A 26,647-nucleotide genomic window follows, 5' to 3' on the forward strand; every position below is an offset into this window, starting at 1 on the left:
CAACGCCTCGCGTTACCTGCTGGCAACGCGAGCACACCGGTCCGACTTCACAGCACGTATCGCGACAGATCCTCGTCTTCCGCCACTTCATTCAGCGCCTTGTCGACATACGCCGCGTCGATCTGCACCGCCTTGCCCGAATGATTGCCGGCCGAAAACGAGACCTCTTCCAGCAGCTTTTCGATCACCGTGTAAAGGCGCCGCGCGCCAATGTTTTCCGTTTTTTCATTCACGGAAAACGCGATCTCGGCGAGACGGCGAATGCCGTCATCGGCGAATTCGAGGTGCACGTCTTCGGTGGCGAGCAGTGCCTGGTATTGCTTGACAAGGCTTGCGTCCGTGGACACCAGGATCGATTCGAAATCATTCACGGACAACGAATCCAGTTCAACGCGAATCGGGAAGCGGCCCTGCAGTTCCGGAATCAGATCGCTCGGCTTGGCGAGATGAAACGCGCCGCTCGCGATGAACAGAATATGGTCGGTCTTGACCATGCCGTACTTCGTGTTGATCGTGGTGCCTTCCACGAGCGGCAGCAGGTCGCGCTGCACACCCTGACGCGACACTTCGCCGCCGCCGGCCTCGCTGCGCGACGCGATCTTGTCGATCTCGTCAAGGAACACAATGCCGTTCTGTTCGACGTTCTGCACGGCTTTGGTTTTCACCTCTTCGTCGTTGAGCATCTTGCCCGCTTCTTCGTCGGTGAGAACCTTCAGCGCTTCTTTCACCTTCATCTTGCGACGCGTTTTCTTGCCGCCGCCGATGTTCGCGAACATGGAACGGATCTGCTCGGTCATGTCTTCCATGCCCGGCGGCCCCATGATGTCCATGCCAACCTGCGGCTGTTCGACGTCGAGTTCAATCTCCTTGTCGTCGAGCAGCCCTTCACGCAGACGTTTGCGGAACGTTTGACGCGTGGTGCCGCCTTCGTCGGCGGTATCCGTGGCACTCGTGCTCGCGCCAAAACCGACAGGGCGCGCGCTCGGCAGCAGAATGTCGAGAATGCGGTCTTCGGCCTGATCTTCGGCCTTCGTCCGCACTTTGCGCATTTCCGTTTCACGCGTCTGCTTGACCGAGATTTCGATCAGGTCGCGCACGATGCTGTCCACATCGCGGCCCACGTAGCCCACTTCCGTGAATTTGGTCGCTTCGATCTTGATGAACGGCGCGTCCGCCAGCTTGGCCAGACGCCGTGCGATTTCGGTCTTGCCGACGCCGGTCGGTCCGATCATCAATATGTTCTTCGGCGTGATTTCCTGACGCAGCGGCTCCTCGACCTGCTGACGCCGCCAGCGGTTGCGCAGCGCAACGGCAACCGCTTTTTTCGCGCGGCCTTGACCGATGATGTGTTTGTCGAGTTCCGAGACGATCTCGGCAGGGGTCATGGTGCTCATCGTGGGTCCTTACTCGATCGTCTCGATGACGCGGTTATGGTTCGTGTAGATGCACATGTCGCCGGCAATTTCCAGCGACTTCTCCACGATTTCGCGGGGCGACAGTTCGGTGTTCTGAGCCAACGCAATTGCGGCGGCCTGCGCGTACGAGCCGCCGGAGCCGATCGCACAGATGCCGCCCTCGGGGTCGAGCACGTCGCCGTTACCGGTGATCACGAGCGTGGTGGTAGCGTCGGCGGTGATCAGCATGGCCTCCAGCCGGCGCAGCATGCGGTCGGTGCGCCAGTCTTTCGCCAGTTCCACAGCGGCGCGCGTGAGATTGCCCTGATGTTTTTCCAGCTTCGCTTCGAAGCGGTCGAGCAGTGAGAAGGCGTCGGCGGTGCCGCCGGCGAAGCCGACCAGTACCTTGCCGTTGTAAATGCGCCGGACCTTCTTCGCACCGCCCTTCATCACGATGTTGCCCAGTGTGACCTGGCCGTCGCCGCCTAGCGCGACCTTGTTGCCGCGGCGCACGGAGACGATCGTCGTGCCGTGAAATTGCTCCATATGCGTTCCTTTTGCAAAACGGGTAGGACGCGGCAGCGCACTGCGCCACCGCCAGAATCCTGAAAGCGGACGGCGCGCAACGTGGCGCGCTCGTACAGCGCATGTCCGGTTTATTTTAGGGCGTGCGCGGTCATATCAAGAGCCGGCAAATGGCATAAGGCAAAAAACCGCGTGCAAAAGAAAAAAGGCGCACGGAGCACCGTGCGCCTCTCGACGAAGCAGCGTATCTGGGCGCGGAGCCGAAGCCGCGCCGTCTGGCGTTCAGTCGCCGAACAGCTTCTGGCGCAATTCGCGGCGTTCCTGCGCTTCCAGCGACAGCGTGGCTGTGGGCCGGGCAAGCAGACGCGGAATGCCGATCGGCTCGCCGGTCTCTTCGCACCAGCCGTAATCGCCGGAATCGATCCGCGCGATCGACTGCTGCACTTTTTTCAGCAGCTTGCGTTCGCGGTCGCGCGTGCGCAGTTCCAGCGCATGCTCTTCCTCGATCGTTGCGCGGTCGGCCGGGTCCGGCACGATTACCGTTTCGCGCAGGTTCTCGGTCGTCTGGCCGGCATTGCGGAGAATGTCCGCCTGCAGCTGTTCGAGCTTGTTCTTGAAGAAGGCGAGCTGATCCTCATTCATGTAATCCTTGTCGCTCATCTTCAGGATTTCGGCTTCGGTCAAGAGTCGTTTCGTCGTCATCTGGCTTGCTTCTTCAATGTGAGGCAGAACACTCGCGTGATGCCCGCACTTTCGTATTGCCCGCAAAGGCGCCTCTGGACGCGGAGCGCGAGGGCGGGCACGGACGATAAACTGTCGTGACGCCGAAGCGCCTGGCGCCCACACGCCGAGCGTCGCAACGCCGGGCGTCGCCACGCCAATGCGGGGCCGAACTCCTCTGGAAACCGATTCTCAAATGCTCCTGAGGTATTGCTTGCCGGCAGCGCGCCTTTTTCAGGCGGGATCAGACGGCATTGTCGGCGGGTTCCCCGGACTAGATTTTCCGGCGCCGTTTCAGGCCCGGCGCAGGATACGCGCTGACCGGGCAATTCTTTGTCATTCTCCAGTGGGCACGTATTGTAACTGAATCACAATCCGGCACCGCAAGTCATGAAAATCCCCGCGCGGTGCACCGATATCCCGAAAATATAACGCGCGCAGAACCAAAAAGCGATGGTCGTGCACGCATTAATACAGCAGGGTTTTCACGCGTTTTTCACACGCCCGACTTTTCAACCGCCTTGCAGCGGCAACCCGGCATTCACATGCGATTCAGCGCAGACGAATCAACGGCGTGCTGTGCAGGCGACGCTCGCTTCGAGCCCATCAGCACGGCGTGTGCCACGCATGAGGGGCCGAAGCGGCGGGGGAGGCGCTACCTCGCGTCAGGCGAGGCAGGCGTCGAGACCGTCGGTGATCAAGTCTTTCGGCAGTTCGATGCCGATGAACACCATCTTGTTGGTTTTCTTCTCAGCGGGCTGCCATTTTGCGGCGAGGTCACTGCCCATCATCTGATGCACGCCCTGAAACACCACCTTGCGGTCCACGCCCTTCATGTACAGCACGCCCTTGTAGCGCAACAGGTGCTCGCCGTAAATCTGCAGAATGCCGCCGAGGAAATCTTCGAGCTTGTTCGGATCGAACGGACGATCGCTGCGATAGACGAACGACTTGATCTTGTCGTCATGGTGCGCGTGATGGTGATGCGCATGATCGTGGCCTTCGTGCGCACACTGGCCGTGGTCGTGATCGCAATCCGCGTGATCGTGGCCGTGGTCATCGTGCGTATGGCCGTGTTCGTCATGCGCGTGGGCATGGCTGTGCGCATGCTCGTCCTCGACGAGGAAATCCGGGTCGATTTCCAGCTTCGAGTTCAGATTGAAGCCGCGCAGATCGAAAATTTCCTTGATATCCGCGTCGCCGAAATTCACGACCTTGATCGTGGCTTTCGGATTCATATGCAGCAGACGGTGGCGCAAATCGCCAATGTGCTTTTCGTCGACCAGATCGGCCTTGGTAATGAACAGTCGATCCGCGAACCCGACCTGGCGCTGTACGACCTCATGCTCGTCCAGCTGATGATTCGCGTGCTTCGCGTCCACCAGCGTGATGATCGCGTCGAGCAGGAATTCGCTCGCGATCTGGTCGTCCATGAAAAACGTCTGCGCAACCGGGCCCGGATTCGCGAGACCCGTTGTCTCGATCACGACACGGTCGAAATCCAGCTTGCCTTCCTGCTTCTGCGCCGCCAGATCGCCCAGCACGCGCGCCAGATCGCCGCGTATCGTGCAGCAGATGCAGCCGTTGCTCATCTGGATGATCTGTTCGCCCGTGTCCTGCACGAGGATGTCGTTGTCGATGTTTTCCTCGCCGAACTCGTTCTCGATCACGGCGATCTTCATGCCGTGCTTTTCGCTCAGGATGCGCTTGAGCAGCGTGGTTTTGCCGCTGCCGAGAAAGCCGGTCAGGATGGTGACTGGGATCATGTTGGTCGCCTGTAGGTACGTAAAACGATGCGTAATAGGGATGCCTGACGCAAGCGCAGGCGGGCGCGGCAGCCTTGCGGCGCGCAGCCCGGTCCAGGCGGATATTGAAACATATCTGTCAAGCCCGTGCTGACGCGACGGCTTCGACGCGACCCGCGCTTTGGCCGGAGACGCCGGAAATACGCCAAAAAATAAGGGCGATCAGGCGATTTGCAACAGCAGGCCTTTCAGGTATTCACCTTCCGGGAACGCTGTGAGCAGCGGGTGATCGACGCCCGCGCCGAGCCGCTTGAGTATGCGCGCGTCGACGCGCGCGTCGGCCGCCGCGCCGGAGACGATCTTCTGGAACAGTTCGGCGTCGATCGCGCCGGAGCACGAGTACGTGAAGAGCAGGCCGCCCGGGCGCAACAGCTTCAGGCCGGTCAGATTGATGTCCTTATACGCGCGCGACGCGCGGTCCACATGCTCGCGAGACGGCGCGAATTTCGGCGGATCGAGCACCACCAGGTCGAAGCGCTCGCCTTCGTCGGCGAGACGGCGCAGCGTCTTGAACGCATCGGCGTCGAGCCATTGAGCGCGTTCGGCGTCGAAGCCGTTCGCCGCCACGTTCTGCTGCGCGATCGCCAGTGCATCACCGGACGAATCGATCGAGACCACGCGTTGTGCGCCGCCCTTGAGCGCCGCGAGCGAGAAGCCACCCGTGTAGCAGAAACAGTTCAGCACGTCGCGTCCCTGCGCAAGTTGCTGCACCAGCAGCCGGTTATCGCGCTGGTCGACATAAAAGCCGGTCTTGTGGCCGTTGCGCACGTCGACGTGATAGCGCACGCCGTTCTCGCTCGCGATCAACTCGTCCGACGGCGGTTCGCCCGCCAGCACGCCGGTGGTCTGTTCGAGGCCTTCTTTCTGACGGATCGATACGTCCGAGCGCTCGTAGACGTTCGGGCAGCCGGTCGCGCCGACCAGCGCCGCGACGATCGCCTCCTTCCACGCCTCGACGCCCGCGGCCATGAACTGGCAGACGATCTGGCTGCGCTGGCCTGCGTCCTCGGTGACGTAATAATCGACGATCAAGCCGGGCAGGCCGTCCGCCTCGCCGAAAACCAGCCGCGTTGCGCCGGTATCGTGGACCATCGTCTGGCGATGCGCGAGTGCGCGCTGCACGCGGCGCTTGAAGAACGCGTGGTCGATCGGCTCCGTCTCGTCGAAGCTCCACACACGTGCGCGGATCTGCGAATGCGGGCTGTAGGCGGCGCGCGCCAGAAAACGGCCGTCGTGCGCGCGCACCAGCACGGTCGCGCCGGGCGCGGGATGGCCGTCGATGCGATCGATCGCATTGGCATACACCCACGGGTGGCGGCGCAGCAGCGATTTTTCTTTCGACGGTTTGAGCGTAACGGTATTCATCGGGTGTCAGCAGAACAAGAGGCCGCGCGGTTCGCAAGTTGCGCGGCAGGTGAAGCGGAGGCGGAGACTTGCGCGCCGCCCTGGCGGCGTCAGTCGCGTTTTTTGGCGCGTGGGTGCGCCTGATCGTAGACGTGGGCGAGATGCTGGAAATCGAGCGCGGTATAGACCTGCGTTGCGGTAATGCTCGCGTGCCCGAGCAGTTCCTGCACCGCGCGCAGATCGCCGCTCGACTGCAGCAAGTGGGTGGCGAACGAATGCCGCAACACGTGCGGGTGCACGTTGGCCGGAATGCCTGCGACCAGCGCGGCGCGCTTTACCCGCTCGCGCACCACGTTCGGCGACATGCGCTTACCGCGCGCCGATACGAAGAGCGGATGCGGATCGCTCTTCACGAGTTGATCGCGCACCGCAAGCCAGGCGTTCAGCGCGTCGATCGCCTTGCTGCCGACCGGCACGACACGGCGCCGGTTGCCTTTGCCGAGCACTTCGACTTCGGCGGATTCGAGCTTGAGCCAGCCCGCCGAGCGGTAGCCGTCGGCGTCGGCGAAACGGACGTCGAGACCCACGAGTTCCGACAGACGCAGCCCCGACGAGTAGAACAGTTCGAGCATCGCGTGATCGCGCAAGCCTTCCGCCGATGCCGCCGGCGGGCTTTCCATGAGGCGCGTGGCGTCGTCGACGGAAAGGGCCTTGGGCAACGACTTGGGCTGCCTCGGCGCGCGCACGGTGGCGACGGGATTGGCGGGCAGATCGACACGACCCGCGAACCAGCGATAAAACGCGCGCCAGGCCGACAACCGGTGGCTGATGGAGCGTGCGGACAGGCCGCCGGCGTGCGCGCGCGAGACCGCGCCGCGAACGTCGACCGCTGTGAGGCTTTCGAGCGGCCGACCTTTGGCCAGCAACTTCAGTTGTTCCAGTTCATGCGTGTAGCCGCGCAGCGTGTGCGCCGACAGCCGCCGCTCGTGTTCGAGATTCGACAGATAGGCGGTAATCGGATCGGCTTGGGTCACGGTGGCCTGGCGACGAAGGGGCGGTGGTAGTAGCCGCTCAGTGCGGCAGCAGACGGCTCAACGCCGCGCTGGCGAGCGCACCGATCTGCGTCAGGAAGTCGGTGGCCATGCCGTCGTGGAAGCGGCGCGGGTCGGGCGAGCCCATGACCAGCAAGCCGAATGTGGGCGCCTCTTCCTTGCCTTCGGGGTCGCGCAGCGCGAGCAGCGCGATGGACTCGGTGGCATGCGCGGCGGCTGGCGTCGCGGCGGCGCTGTCGTCCGCGGCCTGAGCGGATTGAGCAGCGGGCGTCGCGGAAGACGCAAGCCACTGTGCCGCCTCGAAACCCGTATTGGCGCCGCAGTAAGGTGTGGTCAGGCTGTTGGCAAAAATGCGCACCTCCTCGCCGACGTGGCGCGCGAACTCGGCTTGCGCGTAGGGCTCGGCCACATCCCACACGCGCAGCGCGGCTTGCGGCACGTCGAAAACGTCGCGCAGGCCGTTCGCGATCGTGCGCGGCAATGCGTACGGGTCGCGCTCCGCCATCACGCGGATAGTCCAGCGGTTGAATTTCGACGCGATGCTGTCGTTCTCGTGCCCGTAGCGCAGCAGTTCGGCGAGCCGGCGTTCGAGCAGCTTGTTCTTGTCACGCAGCATTTCCATCTGCCGCTCCTGCAACGACACGGCGGCCTTGCCGTGCGGATTCGCCAGCCGGATCGTGGCGAGCATTTCCGCGTGGTCGGCGAAGAAGTCGGGGTTGGCAATCAGATAGTCGGCGACGTCGCGTTCGTTCATGGTTTCGGCTTGTGAACTGCGCAGCGACGCTTTGGCGCGCTGCTGCGGTCAATGTTGGGTTGTCGGGCCGCTTGATCGGTCAATCGGCCAGTTCGATTTCGCCTTCGAAGACGGTCGCCGCAGGACCGGCCATCAGCAGCGGCTCGTTTGCCTTCGTGCTGTCCCACGTGATCGTAAGGGTGCCGCCGTGCGTGCGCACCTGCACCGGCGCGTCCAGCAGCCCGCGGCGAATGCCCGCGGCGACCGCTGCGCATGCGCCCGTGCCGCACGCCAGCGTCTCGCCGGCACCGCGCTCGTACACGCGCAGTTTGACCTCGTTGCGCCCGACGATCTGCATGAAACCGGCATTCACCCGCTGCGGAAAACGCGCGTGCCGCTCGATCGCCGGACCCTCGACAAGTACCGGAAAAGCCTCGACATCGTCGACGACCTGCACGGCGTGCGGATTGCCCATCGACACGACCGACACCCAGCGCGTCGTGCCGTTCACGTCGAGCGGCCAGAGCGTGTCCGCACCTTCGCGGCGGCCGGCAAGGCCCTTGGTTGCGAACGGCACACGCTCCGGGTCGAACACCGGCGTGCCCATGTCGACCAGCACTTCGCCGTTTTCCTGCATGGTCAGCGTGATGATGCCGTTCTGCACCTGGACGCGCACGCTGCGTTGGTCGGTCAGACCGCGATCGCGCACGAACTTGACGAAGCAGCGCGCGCCGTTGCCACAGTGCTCGACCTCGCCGCCGTCGCAGTTGAAAATCCGGTATCTGAAATCGACGCCGTCCACCGTTGGCTGTTCGACCAGCAGCAGTTGATCCGCGCCGACGCCAAAATGCCGGTCCGCGAGCGCGCGCACCTGCGTGGGCGTGAGGTCGACCGGCTGCGTGAAGCCGTCGAGCACGACGAAGTCATTGCCCGCGCCGTGCATTTTGGTGAATTTCAGTTTCATCACGCTATTGTAAGTGACGCGCCCCGGGCTGCGCCTGGCGCCGTTTTATTTCGACGCTGTGGCGCTGGAATCATCGCAATCCGACAGGCCGGCGTCCGGTTGTTCAATTCAATACACGCTCGGTACACCCGGCGGCCGGGTCTTGAAGCGCTTGTGCACCCAGTAATACTGCTCGGGCATCAGCGGAATCTGCTCTTCGAGGAACGCGTTCATGCGCCGTGCGTCTGCGTCGTCGTCGCCGGTCGGGTAGTTCTCCCACGGCTTGAACACCTTCAGCCGATAGCCCTTGTAGTTCGGCAACACCTCGCCAATGAACGGCACCACCTGCGCATGGCCCACCTTCGCGAGGCGTCCCACCGCGGTCAGCGTGCAGGTTGGCACGCCGAAGAACGGCACGAACGTGGAGTTGCGCGCGCCGTAGTCCATGTCGGCGCCAAGCATGACCGGCTTGCGTTCGCGCAGCCAGCGCAGCACGATGCGCGCACTGTCGGCGCGGCTTGCCATGTCCGCGCCGAAACGGGCGCGCGCCGCTTTGGCCACTTCCTCCAGTTCGGGATTCGACATCGGCTGGTACAGCGACCCGCATTGGCGCTTGAGCGAATAATTCAGGAAGATCGAACCTGCCTCGATCCCGACGAAGTGAAAGCCGAGGAACAGCGTGGGCGGCAGATTCGGATCGAGCAGATCGATTTCGCTGTCGACCTCGATCAGCTTTTCCAGCTTCTTCGCGGAGCCGAACCATTGCACGCTGCGCTCCAGGTAGCTGCGGATCGCGTGACGGAAATGCTTCTGCGCAACGTCTTCACGACGCTCGTCGCTCCATTCGGGAAAGCACAGCTTCAGGTTGGTATGCACGATGCGCTTGCGGCGGCTCGGAATCTGATAGAGCAGCCAGCCGAGCCCATCACCCATGCGAGCGACCAGACCGTAGGGCAACAACGCAAAAAATTTGAGCAGCCCGATTGCGAGCCTCGCGCCAAAGCGGCTCAACATGTGGCCTCCGCATGGCGGCGAAAAGGGCGTGGCGCATTGCATTTCCTGGAAGCGAAAAAATTGACGTGATGCCGCACTCGTGGACACTCTGTGACAAACGAAGGAAGTCGCTATAATAAGGGCTTCGCCGAGTTAATAGACAACTTGCGGGGCGAAGCCAGAAGGTGCAGAGCACGTCTTCAAGACGTGAGATGTGCCCCACGGTCAGGTAATCCGCTAAAGCGTCGCCACTTCAAGCTCCGAAGCTGGCTACGTGAAACTCAACCGTAACCAGTCAACAGGAGTCTGCAACGTGGCAAACGACTATCTCTTCACCTCAGAATCCGTTTCCGAAGGCCATCCCGACAAAGTCGCGGACCAGATTTCGGACGCCATCCTCGACGCAATCCTCGCTCAAGACAAATACTCGCGTGTCGCGGCTGAAACGCTGTGCAACACGGGTCTCGTCGTGCTGGCCGGCGAAATCACCACGACCGCCAACGTCGATTACATCCAGGTCGCGCGCAACACGATCAAGCGCATCGGCTACGACAATACGGACTACGGTATCGACTATCGCGGCTGCGCGGTGCTGGTGGCGTACGACAAGCAGTCGCCGGACATCGCGCAGGGCGTGGACCGCGCGCACGACAACAACCTCGATCAGGGCGCCGGCGACCAGGGCCTGATGTTCGGTTATGCGTGTGAAGAAACTCCGGAACTGATGCCGCTGCCGATCCACCTGTCGCACCGTCTCGTGGAGCGTCAGGCGAATCTGCGCCGTGATGGCCGTCTGCCCTGGCTGCGTCCGGATGCGAAGTCACAGGTTACCGTGCGTTATGTCGACGGAAAGCCGCATGCAATCGACACCGTCGTGCTGTCCACGCAGCATTCGCCGGACATCTCGCTCGACTCGCTGCGCGAAGCCGTGATCGAAGAGGTCATCAAGCCGACGCTGCCGGCCGATCTCATCAAGGGCGACATCAAGTTTCTGGTGAACCCCACCGGCCGTTTCGTGATTGGCGGCCCGCAAGGCGACTGCGGGTTGACGGGCCGCAAGATCATCGTCGACACGTACGGCGGCGCGGCGCCGCACGGCGGTGGCGCGTTCTCGGGCAAGGACCCGTCGAAGGTGGACCGTTCGGCCGCCTACGCCGGCCGTTATGTTGCCAAGAACATCGTGGCCGCGGGACTGGCATCGCGCTGCCTGATCCAGGTGTCGTACGCTATCGGCGTGGCTCAACCCACTTCGGTGATGGTCAACACGTTCGGCACCGGCCGCGTGTCGGACGCGACCATTACGAAACTGGTTCAGGAGCACTTCGATCTGCGTCCGAAGGGCATCATCCAGATGCTCGATCTGCTGCGCCCGGTCTATGAAAAGAGCGCCGCATATGGCCACTTCGGCCGCGAAGAGCCGGAATTCACGTGGGAAGCCACGGACAAGGCATTGGCGCTTGCCGAAGCCGCCGGTACGGAACCGGTTGCCGCGCTGGCTGAGTAAGCGCAGCAGGCAGTCTGTTTTCGTAAAAAACCCCGCCGGCGCGAGCCGAGCGGGGTTTTTTCGTGGTTGTCACTGCTGCCTGAGTTCGATGTGGTGCTGCTGCCAGCCGATTTGCAGCCGCGTTTCGCGGCCATTTGCCAGATCAACCGACCAGCGCGCCTTGACGGCTCGCGAACGCAAAAACAAACCAGCTGGTGCTGCGGTTGGTCGACATGCGGCGCGGCCGGCGGCTCCTGTTCTGCGGCGCGGGAGCAACCGCTCGCGGTGCGGCAAGGCGCAGCGGCGTGGGCTTGCGCAGCAGCGTGCGCAGCGAGAAGCGTCGCGTGCCGCCTTGCAGACGCAGCGCGGAGAAGAACGTGTGAAACCACGTGCGGATGCTGTCGACCGCTCTGGCATCGCGCCATTGTTCGCCGAGCGCGCGGCTTCGCGTCGCGTGGTGGCGCAGTGCGCGCACCACATGGCGACGCGTCGGACGCGCCGCTTTGAGCGCAGCGCGGGTGAGAGGGGTGTTCAGAAGAGTATGCATGGCTTAACGGTTACGCAGTGAACCCCGCGGCGGAGAGTGCGCCATCAGGAGCACCAAATGTGCCAATAGCAGCGCCCCGCCAGACGGCAAGCTGCGCGGAATTCCTCGAAAAAAATACGCCGGCTGAGAATAAATCTGGCCGCGAAGGCATCTGGCAGGTGAAAAACTGCGTCAGGAGATCAACAGTGTGTGAAGGCTACACCCGATTAATGACGACTAGAAGTCGGTTTTTACCCTGCAAATGCGGGTTTTTACGGACATCGCGCTTAATGTGCACCCACGTCGTCGCACTATTCGTGCGCATGCGTCGCGCCCATTTGCCCATTCTTTGTGCTGCTTTTTTCATCTGACCGACACGAGGTTGCGCGCATGCGCTGCTTCGCAGCGAGCGAAACAGCGCGCGGCCCCATCACGCCCGTTTTACAATCGAGCATCAGCAAGTCGACTGTAACGGAACACCATGTCACTCCATTCGAAGAAAGAGCAGATTCACACGTTGCGCGAGAAGGGCTTTGTTGTGGTGCCGGGATTGGTGTCGCCGCAGCGTTGTGCCGAGTTGAAGCGGATCGCCGAGCGTCAGTTGCAGGAAGCCGCAGCACCGATCGAGTTCGAGGCCGATTTGCAGTATCCCGGCGCGCCGTCGTCGAAAACTGCGCCGGGTGGACATACCGTGAGGCGCTTGCTCGACGCTTACGGCCGTGACCCGGCATTCGCCCAATGGGCGACCGCGCCGGAAATTCACGGCTGGATGGAGTTGTACTTCGGCGAGGAGCCGCGTCTTTCGCGTGCGCATCACAACTGCATGATGACCAAGCATCCTGCGTATGGCAGTCTGACGGGCTGGCATCGCGACGTGCGGTACTGGTCGTTCGAGCGGGACGATCTGGTGTCGGTGTGGCTCGCGGTCGGCTCCGAAACGGTGGATAACGGCGCGCTGTGGTTCGTGTCGGGGTCGCACGCCGAGCCGTTCACGTCCGACCGTTTCGACGAAGCCAAGTTTTTCCGCTCCGATCGCGAAGACAATCAGGCGTGGATTCGCACGGCCGTGTCACCGGAACTGGAAGCCGGCGACGTGGTGTTCTTTCACTGCAACACGCTGCATTCGGCGGGCAAGAACATCAGCGATCAGGTGAAGTATTCGCTGGTCTACACCTATCACGGCGCGAGCAACGTGCCGCTGCCCGGAACGCGCTCCGCAGCCATGCCGGAAGTCGCGTTCTGACGTTCTGACGAAAAGCAGTGAGTGGCGCAGACCGGCTCAGCGCCTGCGACCGGACAACGCCATGCCCGTGAGTCCGGCAATCGTCGCGATCACGCCGGCCACGATCAGCATGATTGCCTTGCTGCTGGGCGACCCGGTCAAGACACGCGACACGTCGCTGCTGACCGAGTTGAATGCCTGGCCTCCGAAATACAGCAACACGATACCGCCCACAATCAACGCGATGGAAATCGCTTTCGCCATTACCTGCTCTCCTCGAATTCACCGGCCAGAGTGTAGGGGACGTGCAGACACGCGTCCATCCCGCATACTGGGTGTCTGCACGCAGCGCGTCGATTGGCTAACATGACAGACCGGCCGCAGGGAGCAGCGGCCCGGCATCAGCACCTTCGCAAATAACACACGGTTTCGAGCAACATGCCTACCCCAGCATGTGTTTGGCCCGTTGCCCGCGATTTCATCGGGCGACTTCATCCTCAAGGACACTAGCAATGGCTTACGAAGCAGCTTCAGAACGCTATTCGGATATGCAATACCGCGTCTGCGGCAAGTCGGGTCTTAAATTGCCGGCGTTGTCGCTTGGCCTTTGGCACAACTTCGGCGACACCACGCCGATTTCCACGCAGCGAGACATCCTGCGCACGGCGTTCGATCTGGGCATTACGCATTTCGACCTTGCGAACAACTATGGGCCGCCGTATGGCAGTGCGGAGACCAATTTCGGCCGCCTCTTCAAGGACGACTTCAAGCCGTATCGCGATGAATTGCTGATTTCGTCGAAGGCCGGCTGGGACATGTGGCCCGGCCCTTACGGCCAGGGTGGCGGCTCGCGCAAGTACGTGCTTGCGAGCCTCGATCAGAGCCTGAAGCGCATGGGCCTCGATTACGTCGACATTTTCTATTCGCATCGTTTCGATGCGGATACGCCGCTCGAAGAAACCGCAGGCGCGCTAGCCACGGCGGTGCAACAGGGCAAGGCGTTGTATGTCGGCATCTCGTCCTACTCGGCGAGCAAGACGCTCGAAATGGCAAAGCTGCTGGCCGAATACAAGGTGCCGTTGCTTATCCATCAGCCTGCCTACAACATGCTGAACCGCTGGATCGAGCAGGAGTTGCTGGGCGCGCTGGAGAAGGTCGGCGCGGGCGCGATTGCGTTCACGCCGCTCGCGCAGGGATTGCTGACCGGCAAATACCTGAACGGTGTGCCGGACGATGCGCGTGTGAACAAGCCGGGCGGCGGGTCGCTCAAACAGGAACATCTGAGCGCGCAGAACATCGAGCACGTGCGCAAGCTGAATGACATCGCGCAACGTCGTGGTCAGAGCCTCGCGCAAATGGCGCTCGCGTGGGCATTGCGCGATCCGCGCGTGACGTCGGTGCTGATCGGCGCGAGCCGGGCGGAACAGGTGCGCGAGAATGTCGGCGCGCTGAAAAACCTCGAGTTTTCGAAGGACGAACTCGCGGAAATCGACCGCTATGCAACTGAGGGCGGCATCAACCTGTGGGAAAAGCCGTCCACCGACCAGGCGATCTGACACACGCCGCGTTTGCTCGCGCAGCAACGTTTTTCAAAGCCGCCCACGAGGCGGCTTTTTTGAGCCATCCGCGCTAGACGAGCGCCGGCAAGCCCTCGACCAGCATGACCGCAACGCCGACGCCAATCAGCGCCCCTAGCACGCGTAGCACGTTGTGCCGGAATTCCGTCTTGCACGGCAGCGCGCCAACGAATAGCGCACCGGCCAGCGCCATCGGAATGACCAGAATGAAATCGCTGATCGTGAAATAGGTCGTCATGCTTGTCTCCCATTTAACATGGTTACTCTGTGTTGTTTGCGAAGGCCGCATGTGCTTCTCGAATTGATCCGCGGCCGTTCGCTTAATGTTGAGTATAGGAGACGCCTAAATCGGCATTGCATCCGAATACAACGTTGCAGCGCATACATGTGGGCTGCTGGAGGTATGGCTGCCCGGCTCGCTAGCGTTGTTGCGCCGCAGTAAAATAACCGTAAAGTTGTGAAGCGTTTGCTTACACTGCCCTTACTTTTAAGCGACTGCATTGCGCAACGGAGGTCGCGTTTACCCGGCGCCTCGCTCCAACCCGCGCAGCCGCCACGCGGCAACGAGGCCGACCACGAGCAGCACGGCGACCAGCCCAGCGACGCCGTTCCATCCGTAGCCCGCCCACACCCGGCCACCATACGAGCCGACCACGCTCGAGCCAATGTAGTAGGCCAGCAGATACAACGCGGCCGCCTGACCTTTCGCCTCCTTGGCGAGGCGTCCTACCCAGCCGCTTGCCACCGAATGGCCTGCGAAAAAACCGAACGTCACGCACGCAATGCCGGCTGCAATCGCAGTTAGCGGATGCAGCAACGTGAGCGCGAGGCCGCACGCCATCAGCAGCAAACTGCCGGTTAGCACGCGTGCGCGGCCGAACGTATCGGCCATACGTCCCGACCACGGCGATGCAACCACGCCGACCAGATACACGACGAAGATTGCACCGATCGCGGTCTGGCTCAACGAGTAAGGCGGTGCGAGCAGACGGTAGCCGATGTAGTTGTACAGGGTGACGAAGCTCCCCATGAGCACAAAGCCGAGCAGAAACAGGAAGGCAAGGCCTGGCCGGGTGAATTGCCGCAGAAGCGCCGTACGGTGGTGCAGGAAGCCGAGCCCGCGCCGTGGCGCAAAGTGAAGCGACGGCGGCAGCAAGGTGCGAAACGCGATCATGGACAGGATGCCGAGCACGCCGATCGTGCCGATCGCGACGCGCCACGAAAACAGATCCGCGACGACGCCCGTGATCACGCGCCCGGCCATCCCGCCGATTGCCGTGCCGCCGACGTACAGACCCATCGCGAGACCGAGACCTTCGGGATGCACTTCTTCCGCGAGATATGCCATTGCGACGGCGGGCACGCCACCGAGCGCGAGCCCTTCGAGTGCGCGCAATACGAGCAACTGATGCCATTGCGGCGCGACAGAGACGCCGATCGTCAGCAGCGCTGACAACGTGAGCGACAACGTCATCAGCCGGTGACGGCTCCATCCTTCGGAGACGAAGCCCGCGATAAATATCGACAGTGCCAGCGCGGCGGTGGTGACGGAAAGCGACAGGCTGCTTTGCGCGGGCGTGACGCCGAATGCGGCTGAAAAGGACGGCAGTAGCGGCTGAACGCAGTAGAGCAGCGAAAACGTGGCATAACCGGCGAATAACAGCGCGATGCTGGCACGCCAGTAGGCCCGTGTGCCGCGTTCGAGATAGGGAATGTCGGGCACGTCGGAAACACTGAAAGTGGTGAATGAGAAGGGAACGGCGGAAGTCGCAACGTGGTCGGATTCCGGCGGCGCGCTAAAAAATCTCTGTGGACGAAACAGCGTCGAACGAAGGCGTTAAGGATACGCTGAAAACCTCATCGAGGTCGTCGTGGCGGGCGCAGCGGCTTTATTCTAGCCGTGAGCACGGCAGCGCTCGCCGGTGTTTCGGGATACATGTTCTGCATCGCCGATGCGCTGCGTGGACACTGCCAACCGCCGCAGAGCGCGTTGTTTAACGCGAGACTCTCGCAGCACGCCGTGTCAGATCGAGCGCGTCGCGGGGTGCGGTACGCGCGTCGTCAAGTAGTTCGCGTTCCTGATCGATGCCACGCAGCGCAAATTAATCGAGCCACATTAAGCGGATCGTTCTGACCATTCACGTTTTTGATATCTCACCCCGGCAGGGTTTATGATGGTCTCGTTACGACGCGTTCAGTCCGAATCATCGTGCGAGCGCGCCATAATGGGAATAGCGCGAAACGACGGGTAAATACCCTTCAGTTCGCGCTATCCCTGGCCCCGCAAAACGGGAACAATGAACTCGAACCTCTTACGCGTCTGACGCGCAGCAGATTGGGTGCGTACGCAACGTTTTCGGCGGAGCGACGCTTTTTATCGTCACCTTGACCGGCACGGAATCCATAAAGCCGGCTATGGGAGAAACGGGGAAACATCATGCAAATCGGTTCCATTGTCCGATCAGTGCATATCGCCGTGCCGCAAGGCGCGCGCGGAATCGTCATGCGCATTCTTGGCGACATGGCCATGGTGGCGTGGTATGCCGGCGAGCCCGGCGCTTCGCTGCAACTGAACACTGAACCCTTTTTCCTCGAAGACCTGATCGATACGGGCGAGCTGGTCCGCCCCTCCAGCGCGCAGATGCATTGAAGGCGGTTCGCGTCGTGCACGTGTGTTTCGTGTGTGAACTGTAAGCTGCAGGTAACTGCGGCGGTACCGCATTGTGAGTCGTTGCCCTCGTCTTTGCAGGCGGCACGGCGCACAATGCGGGCATGAACGACGAACCCTTCGACTCACAGGACAGCGCCGACGGCGCGGTGCCTTTTGCCCGGCTCAAGCCGGAACTGGTGCTCGACGCGCTCGATGGCGTGCTCAGCACGGTCGGTGTGCGCACCGACGGCCGCATGCTGCCGCTTAACAGCTACGAGAACCGTGTGTATCAGGTCGGCGTCGAAGACGGTCCGCCCGTCGTCGCGAAGTTCTATCGGCCCGAGCGCTGGAGCGACGCTGCGATACTCGAAGAGCACGCGTTCGTGGCCGATCTGGCTTCACGCGAAATCCCGGTGGTTCCCGCGCGCGTCTATGAAGGCCGCACACTCCATACATTCGACGGTTTTCGCTTCTCCATTTTCGAGCGGCGCGGCGGCCGCGCGCCCGATCTCGACCGGCGCGACACGCTTGAATGGCTGGGGCGCTTTATCGGGCGAATTCATGCGGTGGGACAGACGCAGAATTATGTCGAGCGTCCCACGCTCGACATCACCACCTTCGGCTACGAACCTCGCGACTTCCTGCTCGAACACCGTTTCGTGCCGGACGACTCGCGCACCGCATGGGAAACCGCCATCAATCTGGCGCTGGAAGGCGTCGAACGGGCTTTTGAGCGCGCCGGCGAGATTCGCATGGTGCGGATGCACGGCGACTGTCACCCGAGCAATGTGTTGTGGACGGACGCCGGCCCGCATTTCGTCGACTTCGACGACAGCCGCATGGGCCCCGCCATCCAGGACTTGTGGCTGCTATTGCCGGGCGAGCGCGCCGAGGCGTCGCGCGCGCTGACGGACCTGCTTGCCGGCTACGAAGACTTCTGCGATTTCGAGCCGCGCGAGCTATATCTGGTCGAAGCGCTGCGCACGTTGCGGCTGATTCACTATCAGGCCTGGATTGCGCGCCGCTGGGACGATCCCGCTTTTCCGGCTGCGTTTCCGTGGTTCAACACGCAGCGCTACTGGGAGGACCGAATCCTCGAGATGCGCGAGCAGATCGGCGCGATGCAGGAAGGGCCGCTCTGGCCGGTATGAGCGGCTCGCGCTTCAGGGTCGCGCGCCCGCTTCAGGGCGCTTGCGACGCGATGCTCGATGATTCCACCAGCGTCGATCTGACAATGACCTCCGCGCGCACGTCGCGCCCGATCGCTTCGATGTCGGGCCGCATCTGCGTGAAGTCCTCGGGCGTGCAGACGTCGCTGTTGAAATGCGTGGCGCCCTCGCGCGTCATCGTCACGACATTGCTGCGTGGATCGAACGCGTAGTGCGACTGAAAGTCCATAAAGCGGTCCTGCGTGTGTTTGGCCTCGGGCATGTCGAGCACGCGGAAATTGGCCGGCAATTCAATACGCGCCTGCTCGTGTAACGCCAGATTGCGGCAGACGAACGGTTGCGTGCGCTGACGTTCGCCGAGCCAGTAGCGCGTGTCCGCGTCGAGGCCGCCGGCGAAACTGGTGAGCGCCGGAATCGACGCCGCCGCGCCCGGCACCACCAGATTTTCGAGCGTGCCCTTCATGGTGATGGTCAGCGGACCGTCGGGAACGGTGAGGTCACTCGTCGAGAGCGTGGCCGTGCCGCGCAGATTGGCGCTGCGCAATTCGGCCTGAATCGAGTCTTCACGCTGCGCGGGCGTCTGTGTGCGCAACATGGCACGGGCCTGTTCGGCGGATGCACCTACGGCTTCCAGACGATAGGTGAAGCTTGCCGACCCATCGGGCTCGACCTTGATCGACAGATCAGTGCTGCGCGTCGTGAGCGCCGTCGCGGGCGTGTTGGCGAGCACGCCCTGATTGATCAGCACCGTAGGCCGGTTCATATCCGACGAAGGCAGGAAGCCGAACTCCACGTTCGATGCAGTCGAATCCGCGTACTGCTGCAAATCCGGCAGCCACGTGATGATGTGATTGATGACGCCGTAGCCCGGCACGCTCGGCAAGGTGTAGATCGTGCCGCTGCTGATGAGCGCCGGTTCGTTGCGCACGCCGACCGCGTCGAGCAGCGCGCCGTACAGCGCGACGTGGTCCTTGCAATCGCCGTAGCGGTTGGCGAGAACGTCGCGCGCGCTATGCGGCACTACGGCGCCGCGGCCGACGTTGATCGCTACGTAGCGGACGTTCCGGCGCACCCAGTCGTACAGCGTTTTGGCTTTGTCGCGCGCCGTGTGGTCGTGCGCGGTCAGGTTCTGGGCCAGACGCACGATAGCGGCGTCGTGCGCGCTGGGGTCGGCGGCGGACGCGCGGTAGGTCGCGGCGAACGCGGCGTAGTCAGGGAAGGTCGATACCATCAGCCGGTCGCCGTAAGACACGTACGCAATCGAGCCGCGTTCCAGCCGGCTGTAGTGCGCCTTGTCGTAGCGAAACTCGTAACGTGTGCGACCGTCGCGCGTGACCGGTTGCAGCGCGGTAAAGCCGCGGGCGTCGGCGTAAAGCGGCTTGTCGGCGGGCAGATCGTAGATCAGGCGGAAATTGCGCGTAGGCGCGAGATCGGGCGGCGTGAAATCGCTGAACTGGCCGGGGACGATCGGCTGCCTCTGCGTCTTCCGGTAAGTGAGATGCACCTTCGCGCCGGGTTCGACTGCGGGGAACACGATCACCTTTTCCTGGATGTCCTGGAACATCGGCGCGTCGAACGAGCGGGCTTCCTGCACGTCGCGGATCTGGTCGGGCTGCACGTCGTGGCGCGCGCCGTCGGCGGTTTCGGTGTACGCCTCGAGAATCTGCACGTCCGCCATATTGCGGTTGAACCAGACGTACTGCTGCGCCACGCGCGCGACGCCGGCTTCGTTGTTCACACGCAGCGTCATTGAATCGAGCTTGGAGAAGGAGCCGTCCGCGTTCACCGTGAAGGTCTGGGTTTCGCCGTCGTTCGTGTACGGATCGTCCAGCTTCGAGAGGAGGCTCGCGCTCGCGGCGTGAAGGCTGGCGAGCCAGCCGAGTGACGCAAGACACACCAGGGAAGAAAGGCGCATGGCTGACAGATTATCCGGGACTGCAGCGTTAATAAGGATGGTGAGGCTGGGTTGCGGTCCGATGCGCGGACGTCAACAAGGGGCGTTTCATTGCCAGCGGCGCTTTCGGGGCTTGTGGGAAGACCCACCCCGACCCGCCGCCGGCAAAAAGACTGGAAAACTTCAGACGCTACAGGCCGCTCCGCCAGACGCGGCAATCTCCCGCGCCGCCTTCGCGCCCTCGACCTGCAGAAGCGTCGGCAGCGACACCCCGTTCTTGGCCGCCGTCACCTCGGCAAGAATCGACACCGCTATCTCCGGCGGCGTCCGGCTGCCGATAAAAATCCCGACCGGCCCATGCAGACGCGCGAGTTCCGATTCATTCAGATCGAACTCCTTCAACCGCTCACGACGCGCCTGATTGTTCCGCCGGGATCCCAACGCACCGACGTAAAACGCCGGCGTCTTCAACGCCTCCATCAGCGCGAGGTCGTCGAGCTTCGGATCATGCGTCAACGCGATCACCGCACACCGCTCGTCGAGCTTCATATCGATCACCGTGTCGTCCGGCATCGTTCTCACGATCTTCGTGCCGGGAATATCCCATTCCTCCGTATATTCCTCGCGTGGATCGCAGACGGTCACCTGATAGTCGAGCCCGACCGCGATATGGCAAAGATAGCGCGACAACTGTCCCGCGCCGATCACGAGCATCCGGTAGCGCGGTCCGTGTATGGTCAGCAATCGTTCGCCGTCGAAACTCACGCCGTCCGTGGCGTACGCATTCTCAAGCCGCGCCTCGCCCGTCGTCATGTCGAGCTCGCGTGCGACGAGCCGGCCGTCTTCCACTGCGTCGCATAACTCGGCGATGCCGCTTTGCGGCGTCAGCGGTTCGAGCACGAGCTGGATCGTGCCGCCGCAGGGTAGCCCGAAACGGTGCGCTTCTTCCGCCGTAATGCCGTATTTGACGGCCTCCGGGTGCGTCTGCTCGATGCCACGCTGCCGCACGCGATCGATCAGGTCGTCCTCGATGCAGCCGCCCGACACCGAGCCCACCACGAGCCCGTCGTCGCGCACCGCCAGCATGGCGCCTTCCGGACGCGGCGACGAGCCCCACGTCTTCACCACCGTCACCAGTAGCGCGCGATGCCCTTCGTCCAGCCAACGCGCACTGGATTTCAGGACTTCAAGATCCACGCTGTCCATGTTCTGTTTCCCTTTTTTGTCGCATCGCCGGCGGACACGCTGTCCGCGGCATCTTCCATTCCGTATTGTCCGGCGACGCCTGCCCACGATCGCCGCGTCTCCGACATTGTGCGCCGCTGCGCCACTGCTGTCCTGTCGGGCGCGAAGCGCGCGATAAAGTCGCCCGTCATTCTAATTGCAGCCCTGTCGGAGCAGCCGGGAGTTTGGCTGCGCACGCTGGCAGCCGGTCTGCGCGTGTGCCGTATCGACAGATTGATCCGTGTTCCGCCCGTCTCCTTGCACTAAACAACAAAAGTGAATTTCAGGCCAGCGTCTCAACGGCACGCACTAGGCTTACACATATCGTCTTACGGTTAAATAGCGTCTGCGTGGAGGGGAGCATGCTCCTCGGTAGTCGGAAAAGAACCGAAGCCGTGGCAGCACGCCTCTTTCGCCTACGGTACGCGTTGGCTGCCACGCTGATTATTTCGCAAAGCATGGCGTCCGCGCAGGCGCACGATCACCGCCGCCTTCAGCGGACCGAAGCGACGTCCACCTATCAGGACGATGACGCGCTCACGTTGTATGGGAACGCCCACGGTGCGCGTTCGCGCGTGGTCGTGGTTGGCCTCCTGCTGCAACGGCGTTTCGCGGATGCGCAGCACGCGGCGATCCATCAGCGCTATCCGGCCGCGCGTGACGAACCGCGTGCGCCGCGCGAAGACATCACGGGCCGCGCGCTGCCTGCCGTGCTGACCGGATTCCTGTCCATCGGCATTCTCGCGTTCGGCTATATGCGCCTGCGCCGCGAAGTTCGCCAGCGGCAGCAGACGGAGCAGGCGTTGCGCACGCAACTGAGCTTTCGCACGACGCTGCTCGACATGGTGCCGTTTCCCATCGGCGTGCGCGACAGCCAGGGTTTCTATCTCGACGTGAACGTCGCAGCGGAAGAGGCAATGGGCCTATCGCGCGATGTCGTGATCGGCCGCACCATCGAGGAGTGCGCGGCGCTCTCCAACATGCCGGGCACGCTGACATCGCACATCCTCACCACGACGCAGCGCGACATGACCTATGAAGCAGTACGCGTCGATTTCAGCGATGCGTATGGTCAGTCACGGCACGGGCTTTACTGGCATCGTCCCTTTCACGACGACACCGGCGCCGTGGCGGGCACGGTTGGCGCCGTCGTCGACGTAACCGCGTTGCTCGAAGCGGAGCGCAAGGCGCACGAAACCGAGACACGCCTCGAAGAGGTCACCCACAATCTGCCTGCGACCGTGTTCCAGATGCGGCGCGACTCGGGCGGCGCCTTGTCGTATCAGTATCTCGGCAGCAATCGGACGCTGCTGCCCGACATCCGGCGCGGCGGTCTGCGGCTGGACCGCGGACATGCTTCGCTCGTCCTGCCGCGCCGCGAAATGCAGCACCTCGTCAGCGCGCTCGACGAGTCGGCCCGCAGCCTGCGCCCGCTCGACGCGACCTTCAAGGTGGGCGAAGCGGCCGGCATCCAGTGGCTCAAAATTCGCGCTGTCCCGCGTCGGGAGCCTGACGGCGCGACGCTCTTCAATGGCTACTGGAGCGACACCACGTGCGACCAGTTGCGAACCGCCGAGCTCGAAGCCGCGCGCGTCGCGGCGGAAAGCGCGTCGGAGGCGAAAGACCGCTTTGTCGCGATGATGAGCCACGAAATCCGCACGCCGATGAGCGGCGTGCTGGGCCTCGTCGAATTGCTGTCGCGCACCGAGTTGCGCGACGAACAGGCGACGATGGTCGGTATGGTCCACGAATCCGCGGGCGCGTTGCTGCAGATTCTCGACGACGTGCTCGACTATTCGAAGATTCAGGCCGACCGGCTGACGATCGAAGACGCACCGTTCGATTTGCGGGAGGTCGCGGACGTCGTGCTGGGCCTGCTGGCGATGCGCGCGCATCAGAAGTCGCTGGCGCTGCGTTGCCGGGTCAGCGGGCACGTCGCCGCGCGGCACCGCGGCGATAGCGTCAGGCTGCGGCAGATCCTGTTTAACCTGGTGGGCAACGCGATCAAATTCACGGCGAGCGGCAGCGTGTCACTCGCCGTCGAACTGGATGCGGATGTTGGCGCCAGCCGGATCGAGAGTCCGACCGATAACCAGTCCGTCAGCCAGTCCGTCAGCCAGTCCGTTCGCATCACGGTGATCGACACCGGAATCGGGATCGATGCCAGCGTCATACCGACGCTCTTTTCTCCGTTCGTCCAGGGTGAATCGTCCACGTCGCGGCGATTCGGCGGAACGGGCCTTGGCCTCGTCATCTGCCGGAAGCTGGTTACGCTGATGGGCGGCGACATCGCGATTCACAGCAAGCCAGGTGCGGGCACCACGGTCACGGTACGTCTCACGCTGCCGGTGCACCTACGCCGGCACACGGATGCAGCCGATCCAGCGACAACGAAGGCGACCGCGGCGACAACGGCCGTCGTGCTCGTGCGCGATATGGAGGCGGCCGCGGCTATCGCGGACGGCGTCGTCGCTCTGGGCGCGCGTGTCGACGTGCTGGACCCCGCCGCAAGCCGCGCATCGCCTACCCCCGGCGATTCAGGGTGCGCCGACATCGTTTTCGTCGACGAGGACGAGGCGCCACCCGCATGCGTCGGCACAGCAGCCGTGATTCGCGTCTCCCGACAACCGGAACCGGCCGGATATCGCGCAGGCGCCGCCGGTGTGTACGTAAGCATCAATCCATTGTCGTATCGTGGTTTGCGGGCTGCCTGGCACGAAGCGCTCGAGCGCGACGCGTTGTCCGACGCCAACGCTTGCGCGGCCGCCGACGCTGTGCCAGCGCCGCGCGGCCCTGTGCGCACGCGCGAACAGGCAATACGCGACGGCGTGCTGATCCTCGTGGCCGAGGACAATCCGGTCAATCGCTATCTGATCAGAAGCCAGCTCGAATCATTCGGATGCGCGTGCGACGTCACCGAGGATGGCGCCGAAGCGCTGGCCGCCTACGAGCGCAACGATTACGCGCTGCTGATCACGGATTGCCAGATGCCGCGCGTGGACGGTTACGCGCTGGCAAGCAGTATCCGCAAGCGCGAGCGTCAGGAGCACTCAGCAGCCGGCGGAGCTTGCGCCGCACGCAAGGCCGCGCGTTTGCCGATCGTCGCGCTGACGGCAAGCGTGGGTTCGCCGGAGTGGAACCGCTGCATCGAAGCAGGCATGGACGATTACCTGTGCAAACCGGCACAGCGCGACGTGCTGCACGCGTGCCTCCTGCGCTGGGCGCCGCTGTGCCTTCGGTCCGCAGAGGAACAATTGGACGTCGAGCTGAAGGCGGCGGGTCATGCCGCGTCGTTGAGCGCGGCAGGCCCGGATGACACGCTCGACGACGCCGACCACTTGCCGCCGTTCGACTGGGAAGCGATCCACCGCTCGACCGGCGGTGCCAGCCGTAGCGGCGTATTGATGGAGATCGTCGGCGAAAGCTTGCGCAGCGAGGCAAAGACGCTGCGCGATCTGCTGTCGGACGCGGACAGCACGCGCCTCGAGCGGTGGGTACACAAGATGAATGGCGCGGCGTCGATGCTGCACTACCAGCCGCTACTCGATGCGACCGCTCAATTCGCAACAGCGCTGACGCCCGGTGACGCCGCCGGGATTCGGGCGGCAGGCGCGAAGCTGCTGCGCACGCTCGAAACGATTGCGACGCACGCAACGCATCTGGCCAACGAAACAAACGCCGGCATCGAGTAAGTGCGGCACCGCTATCCGGCGGATTGCCGTGGCCGCTTCAGTTCGCCAGAAGCGCCGCGCGTTCAGCGGTTAGCGGGCCAGCTTCGAATGGCGGCGCGAATACCCGAAGTAAATCGCCATGCCGATCAGCAACCAGATCACGAACGCGAGCCACGTCACCGCCTGGAGGTTGATCATCAGGAACAGACAGGACGCCACGGCCAGCACCGGCACGACTGGTACGCCCGGACAGCGGAACGCGCGCGGCAAGTCCGGATGCGTTTTGCGCAGCACGAGCACCGCGATCGACACCATCGAAAACGCGGCCAATGTGCCGATGTTGATCAGTTCGGCCAGCACGTTCAACGGCACCAGCGCACCGATGAGCCCGAAAAAGAGGCCGACGAGCCACGTGGTGAAGAACGGCGTGGCGAACTTCGGATGCACGCTGGAAAGTCTGGCCGGCAGCAAGCCGTCGCGCGACATCGCGAAGATCACGCGCGTCTGGCCGTAGGCCATGACCAGAATCACCGTCAGCATGCCGAGCACGGCGCCGAGGTCGATGAAGCCCGCCACCCAAGGTTGGCCCGCCACCTGGAGCGCATAAGAAACGGGGTGCGAGATGTTCGCGAATTGCGCGGACGGCACGATACCCGTGACGACCGCGGCCACGGCCACGTACAACACGGCACACACGCCCAGCGACGCAATGATGCCGACAGGCAGGTCGCGTTTCGGATTTTTCACTTCTTCGGCCGCCGACGACACCGAGTCGAAACCAATGAACGCGAAGAACATCACGGCCGCTGCGCCGAATACGCCATGCCAGCCGTTCGGCATGTACGGATGCCAGTTGGCCGGCGTGACATGGAATACACCGACGCCGATCACGAGCAGCACCACGATGACCTTGATCGCCACCATGATGTTGTTGATCCGCGCGGATTCGCGCACGCCGACGGACAGCAGCGCGGTGATCGCCATCATCACGACGAAAGCGGGCAGATTGAAGAGCGTCTCGTGACCGGGCAGCGCGCCCGGCGCGGCGCTGAGCGCGACCGGCAGCGAAATGCCGAAGCCCGACAGCAACGATTGCAGATAGCCCGACCAGCCGACCGACACCGCAGACGTGGCGAGACCGTATTCCAGCATCAGATCCCAGCCGATGATCCACGCGGCCATCTCGCCGAGCGTCGCATACGAATACGTGTAGATGGAGCCCGCGACGGGAATGGTCGACGCGAATTCGGCGTAGGCCAGAGCGGCGAAACCGCAGGCGATCGCCGCGATCAGGAAGGAGATCATCAGCGCCGGGCCGGCCTGCACCGCGCCCGTGCCGGTCAGCACGAAGATGCCGGTGCCGATAATGGCGCCGACACCGAGGAAGGTCAGATCGAGCGCGCCAAGCGCCTTCTTGAGGCCGGCGTTCTGGGCACTTGCGGCGATCATGTGCTCGACGCTCTTCTTGCGAAACAGGGACATTGGCGGTGATCTCCAGTAGTGCACGCGTGTTGCGCGCCGAATGTCGGGAAAACCCTCAATTTTAGCGGATCGACGCGCACGCACCATTTTGGGACGCACGGCTGGCGACACGGCCCCGGTTGTCCGCCGGTGGAAATTGCCACTGAAGGCCGCTTTTCGCGAAGCGTCCGCGCGCACGCTGCGTTCGGACGGCATGCTTTCGCGTGGTTTGCGTGTGTTGTGTCAGGAAAATTGTTTTTC

General features: G+C 63.0%; 22 protein-coding genes. 6 read left to right on the forward strand and 16 right to left on the reverse strand.

Annotation, left to right across the window (positions count from 1 at the left end):
• Window positions 1-47: 47 nt before the first annotated feature.
• From hslU to AAGS40_RS00590, 9 genes are all read right to left on the reverse strand, one after another.
• On the reverse strand, window positions 48-1,394 hold the full coding sequence (gene hslU, locus AAGS40_RS00550; RefSeq protein ID WP_345812487.1) for an ATP-dependent protease ATPase subunit HslU: 1,347 nt from the start codon (window positions 1,392-1,394) through the stop codon (window positions 48-50).
• Between the two features lie 9 nt (window positions 1,395-1,403).
• Window positions 1,404-1,940, reverse strand: coding sequence for an ATP-dependent protease subunit HslV (gene hslV, locus AAGS40_RS00555; RefSeq protein ID WP_345812488.1), 537 nt, complete (start codon window positions 1,938-1,940; stop codon window positions 1,404-1,406).
• A gap of 261 nt (window positions 1,941-2,201) precedes the next feature.
• Window positions 2,202-2,621, reverse strand: a complete 420-nt coding sequence (gene dksA, locus AAGS40_RS00560; RefSeq protein WP_012431412.1) for an RNA polymerase-binding protein DksA — start codon at window positions 2,619-2,621, stop codon at window positions 2,202-2,204.
• Window positions 2,622-3,304: 683 nt separating this feature from the next.
• The gene (locus tag AAGS40_RS00565; RefSeq protein ID WP_345812489.1) at window positions 3,305-4,405 is read right to left on the reverse strand and encodes a GTP-binding protein; all 1,101 of its coding nucleotides are present in this window, start codon (window positions 4,403-4,405) and stop codon (window positions 3,305-3,307) included.
• A 201-nt stretch (window positions 4,406-4,606) separates the two neighbouring features.
• Window positions 4,607-5,809 (reverse strand): class I SAM-dependent rRNA methyltransferase, encoded by a 1,203-nt coding sequence (locus tag AAGS40_RS00570; protein WP_345812491.1) that lies wholly within the window; start codon window positions 5,807-5,809, stop codon window positions 4,607-4,609.
• A gap of 89 nt (window positions 5,810-5,898) precedes the next feature.
• Window positions 5,899-6,822 carry a tyrosine recombinase XerC gene (gene xerC / locus AAGS40_RS00575; RefSeq protein ID WP_345812492.1) on the reverse strand — a complete coding sequence of 308 codons (924 nt, stop codon included), beginning with the start codon at window positions 6,820-6,822 and terminating at the stop codon, window positions 5,899-5,901.
• 37 nt (window positions 6,823-6,859) lie between these two features.
• On the reverse strand, window positions 6,860-7,594 hold the full coding sequence (locus AAGS40_RS00580) for a DUF484 family protein (RefSeq protein ID WP_345812494.1): 735 nt from the start codon (window positions 7,592-7,594) through the stop codon (window positions 6,860-6,862).
• A 79-nt stretch (window positions 7,595-7,673) separates the two neighbouring features.
• Window positions 7,674-8,537, reverse strand: a complete 864-nt coding sequence (dapF, locus tag AAGS40_RS00585) for a diaminopimelate epimerase (RefSeq protein ID WP_345812495.1) — start codon at window positions 8,535-8,537, stop codon at window positions 7,674-7,676.
• A 108-nt stretch (window positions 8,538-8,645) separates the two neighbouring features.
• Window positions 8,646-9,530: a lipid A biosynthesis lauroyl acyltransferase gene (locus AAGS40_RS00590; RefSeq protein WP_345812497.1), complete on the reverse strand. Its 885-nt coding sequence runs from the start codon at window positions 9,528-9,530 to the stop codon at window positions 8,646-8,648.
• Window positions 9,531-9,822: 292 nt separating this feature from the next.
• Between AAGS40_RS00590 and metK the strand changes: the two genes are divergently transcribed.
• Window positions 9,823-11,013, forward strand: coding sequence for a methionine adenosyltransferase (gene metK, locus AAGS40_RS00595; RefSeq protein ID WP_345812499.1), 1,191 nt, complete (start codon window positions 9,823-9,825; stop codon window positions 11,011-11,013).
• Between the two features lie 142 nt (window positions 11,014-11,155).
• Here the strand turns inward: metK and AAGS40_RS00600 are convergent, their stop codons facing one another.
• The gene (locus tag AAGS40_RS00600) at window positions 11,156-11,539 is read right to left on the reverse strand and encodes a hypothetical protein (protein WP_345812500.1); all 384 of its coding nucleotides are present in this window, start codon (window positions 11,537-11,539) and stop codon (window positions 11,156-11,158) included.
• Window positions 11,540-11,999: 460 nt separating this feature from the next.
• Between AAGS40_RS00600 and AAGS40_RS00605 the strand changes: the two genes are divergently transcribed.
• Window positions 12,000-12,761 carry a phytanoyl-CoA dioxygenase family protein gene (locus AAGS40_RS00605; RefSeq protein WP_345812502.1) on the forward strand — a complete coding sequence of 254 codons (762 nt, stop codon included), beginning with the start codon at window positions 12,000-12,002 and terminating at the stop codon, window positions 12,759-12,761.
• A 36-nt stretch (window positions 12,762-12,797) separates the two neighbouring features.
• Here the strand turns inward: AAGS40_RS00605 and AAGS40_RS00610 are convergent, their stop codons facing one another.
• Window positions 12,798-13,004 (reverse strand): DUF3185 family protein, encoded by a 207-nt coding sequence (locus AAGS40_RS00610; protein WP_345812503.1) that lies wholly within the window; start codon window positions 13,002-13,004, stop codon window positions 12,798-12,800.
• A gap of 248 nt (window positions 13,005-13,252) precedes the next feature.
• On the opposite strand from AAGS40_RS00610, the gene mgrA reads away from it, so the two are divergent.
• Window positions 13,253-14,296, forward strand: a complete 1,044-nt coding sequence (gene mgrA, locus AAGS40_RS00615) for an L-glyceraldehyde 3-phosphate reductase (protein ID WP_345812504.1) — start codon at window positions 13,253-13,255, stop codon at window positions 14,294-14,296.
• Window positions 14,297-14,369: 73 nt separating this feature from the next.
• On the opposite strand, the gene AAGS40_RS00620 is transcribed toward mgrA, so the two are convergent.
• Both AAGS40_RS00620 and AAGS40_RS00625 read right to left on the reverse strand, forming a co-directional pair.
• A complete protein-coding gene (locus tag AAGS40_RS00620; protein ID WP_345812505.1) occupies window positions 14,370-14,555 on the reverse strand; it encodes a hypothetical protein in 186 nt (61 codons plus the stop codon).
• Window positions 14,556-14,837: 282 nt separating this feature from the next.
• Window positions 14,838-16,040, reverse strand: a complete 1,203-nt coding sequence (locus AAGS40_RS00625) for an MFS transporter (protein ID WP_345812506.1) — start codon at window positions 16,038-16,040, stop codon at window positions 14,838-14,840.
• A 714-nt stretch (window positions 16,041-16,754) separates the two neighbouring features.
• Between AAGS40_RS00625 and AAGS40_RS00630 the strand changes: the two genes are divergently transcribed.
• Together AAGS40_RS00630 and AAGS40_RS00635 are read left to right on the forward strand one after the other, a co-directional pair.
• Entirely contained in the window at window positions 16,755-16,967 is a 213-nt protein-coding gene (locus AAGS40_RS00630; RefSeq protein WP_007179664.1) for a hypothetical protein, read from the forward strand.
• A 122-nt stretch (window positions 16,968-17,089) separates the two neighbouring features.
• A complete protein-coding gene (locus AAGS40_RS00635) occupies window positions 17,090-18,118 on the forward strand; it encodes a serine/threonine protein kinase (RefSeq protein ID WP_345812509.1) in 1,029 nt (342 codons plus the stop codon).
• Between the two features lie 31 nt (window positions 18,119-18,149).
• Here the strand turns inward: AAGS40_RS00635 and AAGS40_RS00640 are convergent, their stop codons facing one another.
• Both AAGS40_RS00640 and AAGS40_RS00645 read right to left on the reverse strand, forming a co-directional pair.
• Window positions 18,150-20,051 carry a DUF3857 and transglutaminase domain-containing protein gene (locus AAGS40_RS00640; protein WP_345812510.1) on the reverse strand — a complete coding sequence of 634 codons (1,902 nt, stop codon included), beginning with the start codon at window positions 20,049-20,051 and terminating at the stop codon, window positions 18,150-18,152.
• A gap of 162 nt (window positions 20,052-20,213) precedes the next feature.
• Window positions 20,214-21,236, reverse strand: a complete 1,023-nt coding sequence (locus AAGS40_RS00645; RefSeq protein WP_345812511.1) for an XdhC family protein — start codon at window positions 21,234-21,236, stop codon at window positions 20,214-20,216.
• A 380-nt stretch (window positions 21,237-21,616) separates the two neighbouring features.
• Here AAGS40_RS00645 and AAGS40_RS00650 point away from each other — a divergent pair, with 380 nt between their 5' ends.
• Complete coding sequence (locus tag AAGS40_RS00650) at window positions 21,617-24,946, forward strand: ATP-binding protein (protein WP_345812512.1); 3,330 nt, start codon at window positions 21,617-21,619, stop codon at window positions 24,944-24,946.
• Between the two features lie 69 nt (window positions 24,947-25,015).
• On the opposite strand, the gene AAGS40_RS00655 is transcribed toward AAGS40_RS00650, so the two are convergent.
• On the reverse strand, window positions 25,016-26,407 hold the full coding sequence (locus tag AAGS40_RS00655; protein ID WP_345812513.1) for an amino acid permease: 1,392 nt from the start codon (window positions 26,405-26,407) through the stop codon (window positions 25,016-25,018).
• Window positions 26,408-26,647 lie beyond the last annotated feature (240 nt).

Origin of the sequence: Paraburkholderia sp. PREW-6R, assembly GCF_039621805.1 — a bacterium.
Lineage (GTDB): Bacteria > Pseudomonadota > Gammaproteobacteria > Burkholderiales > Burkholderiaceae > Paraburkholderia.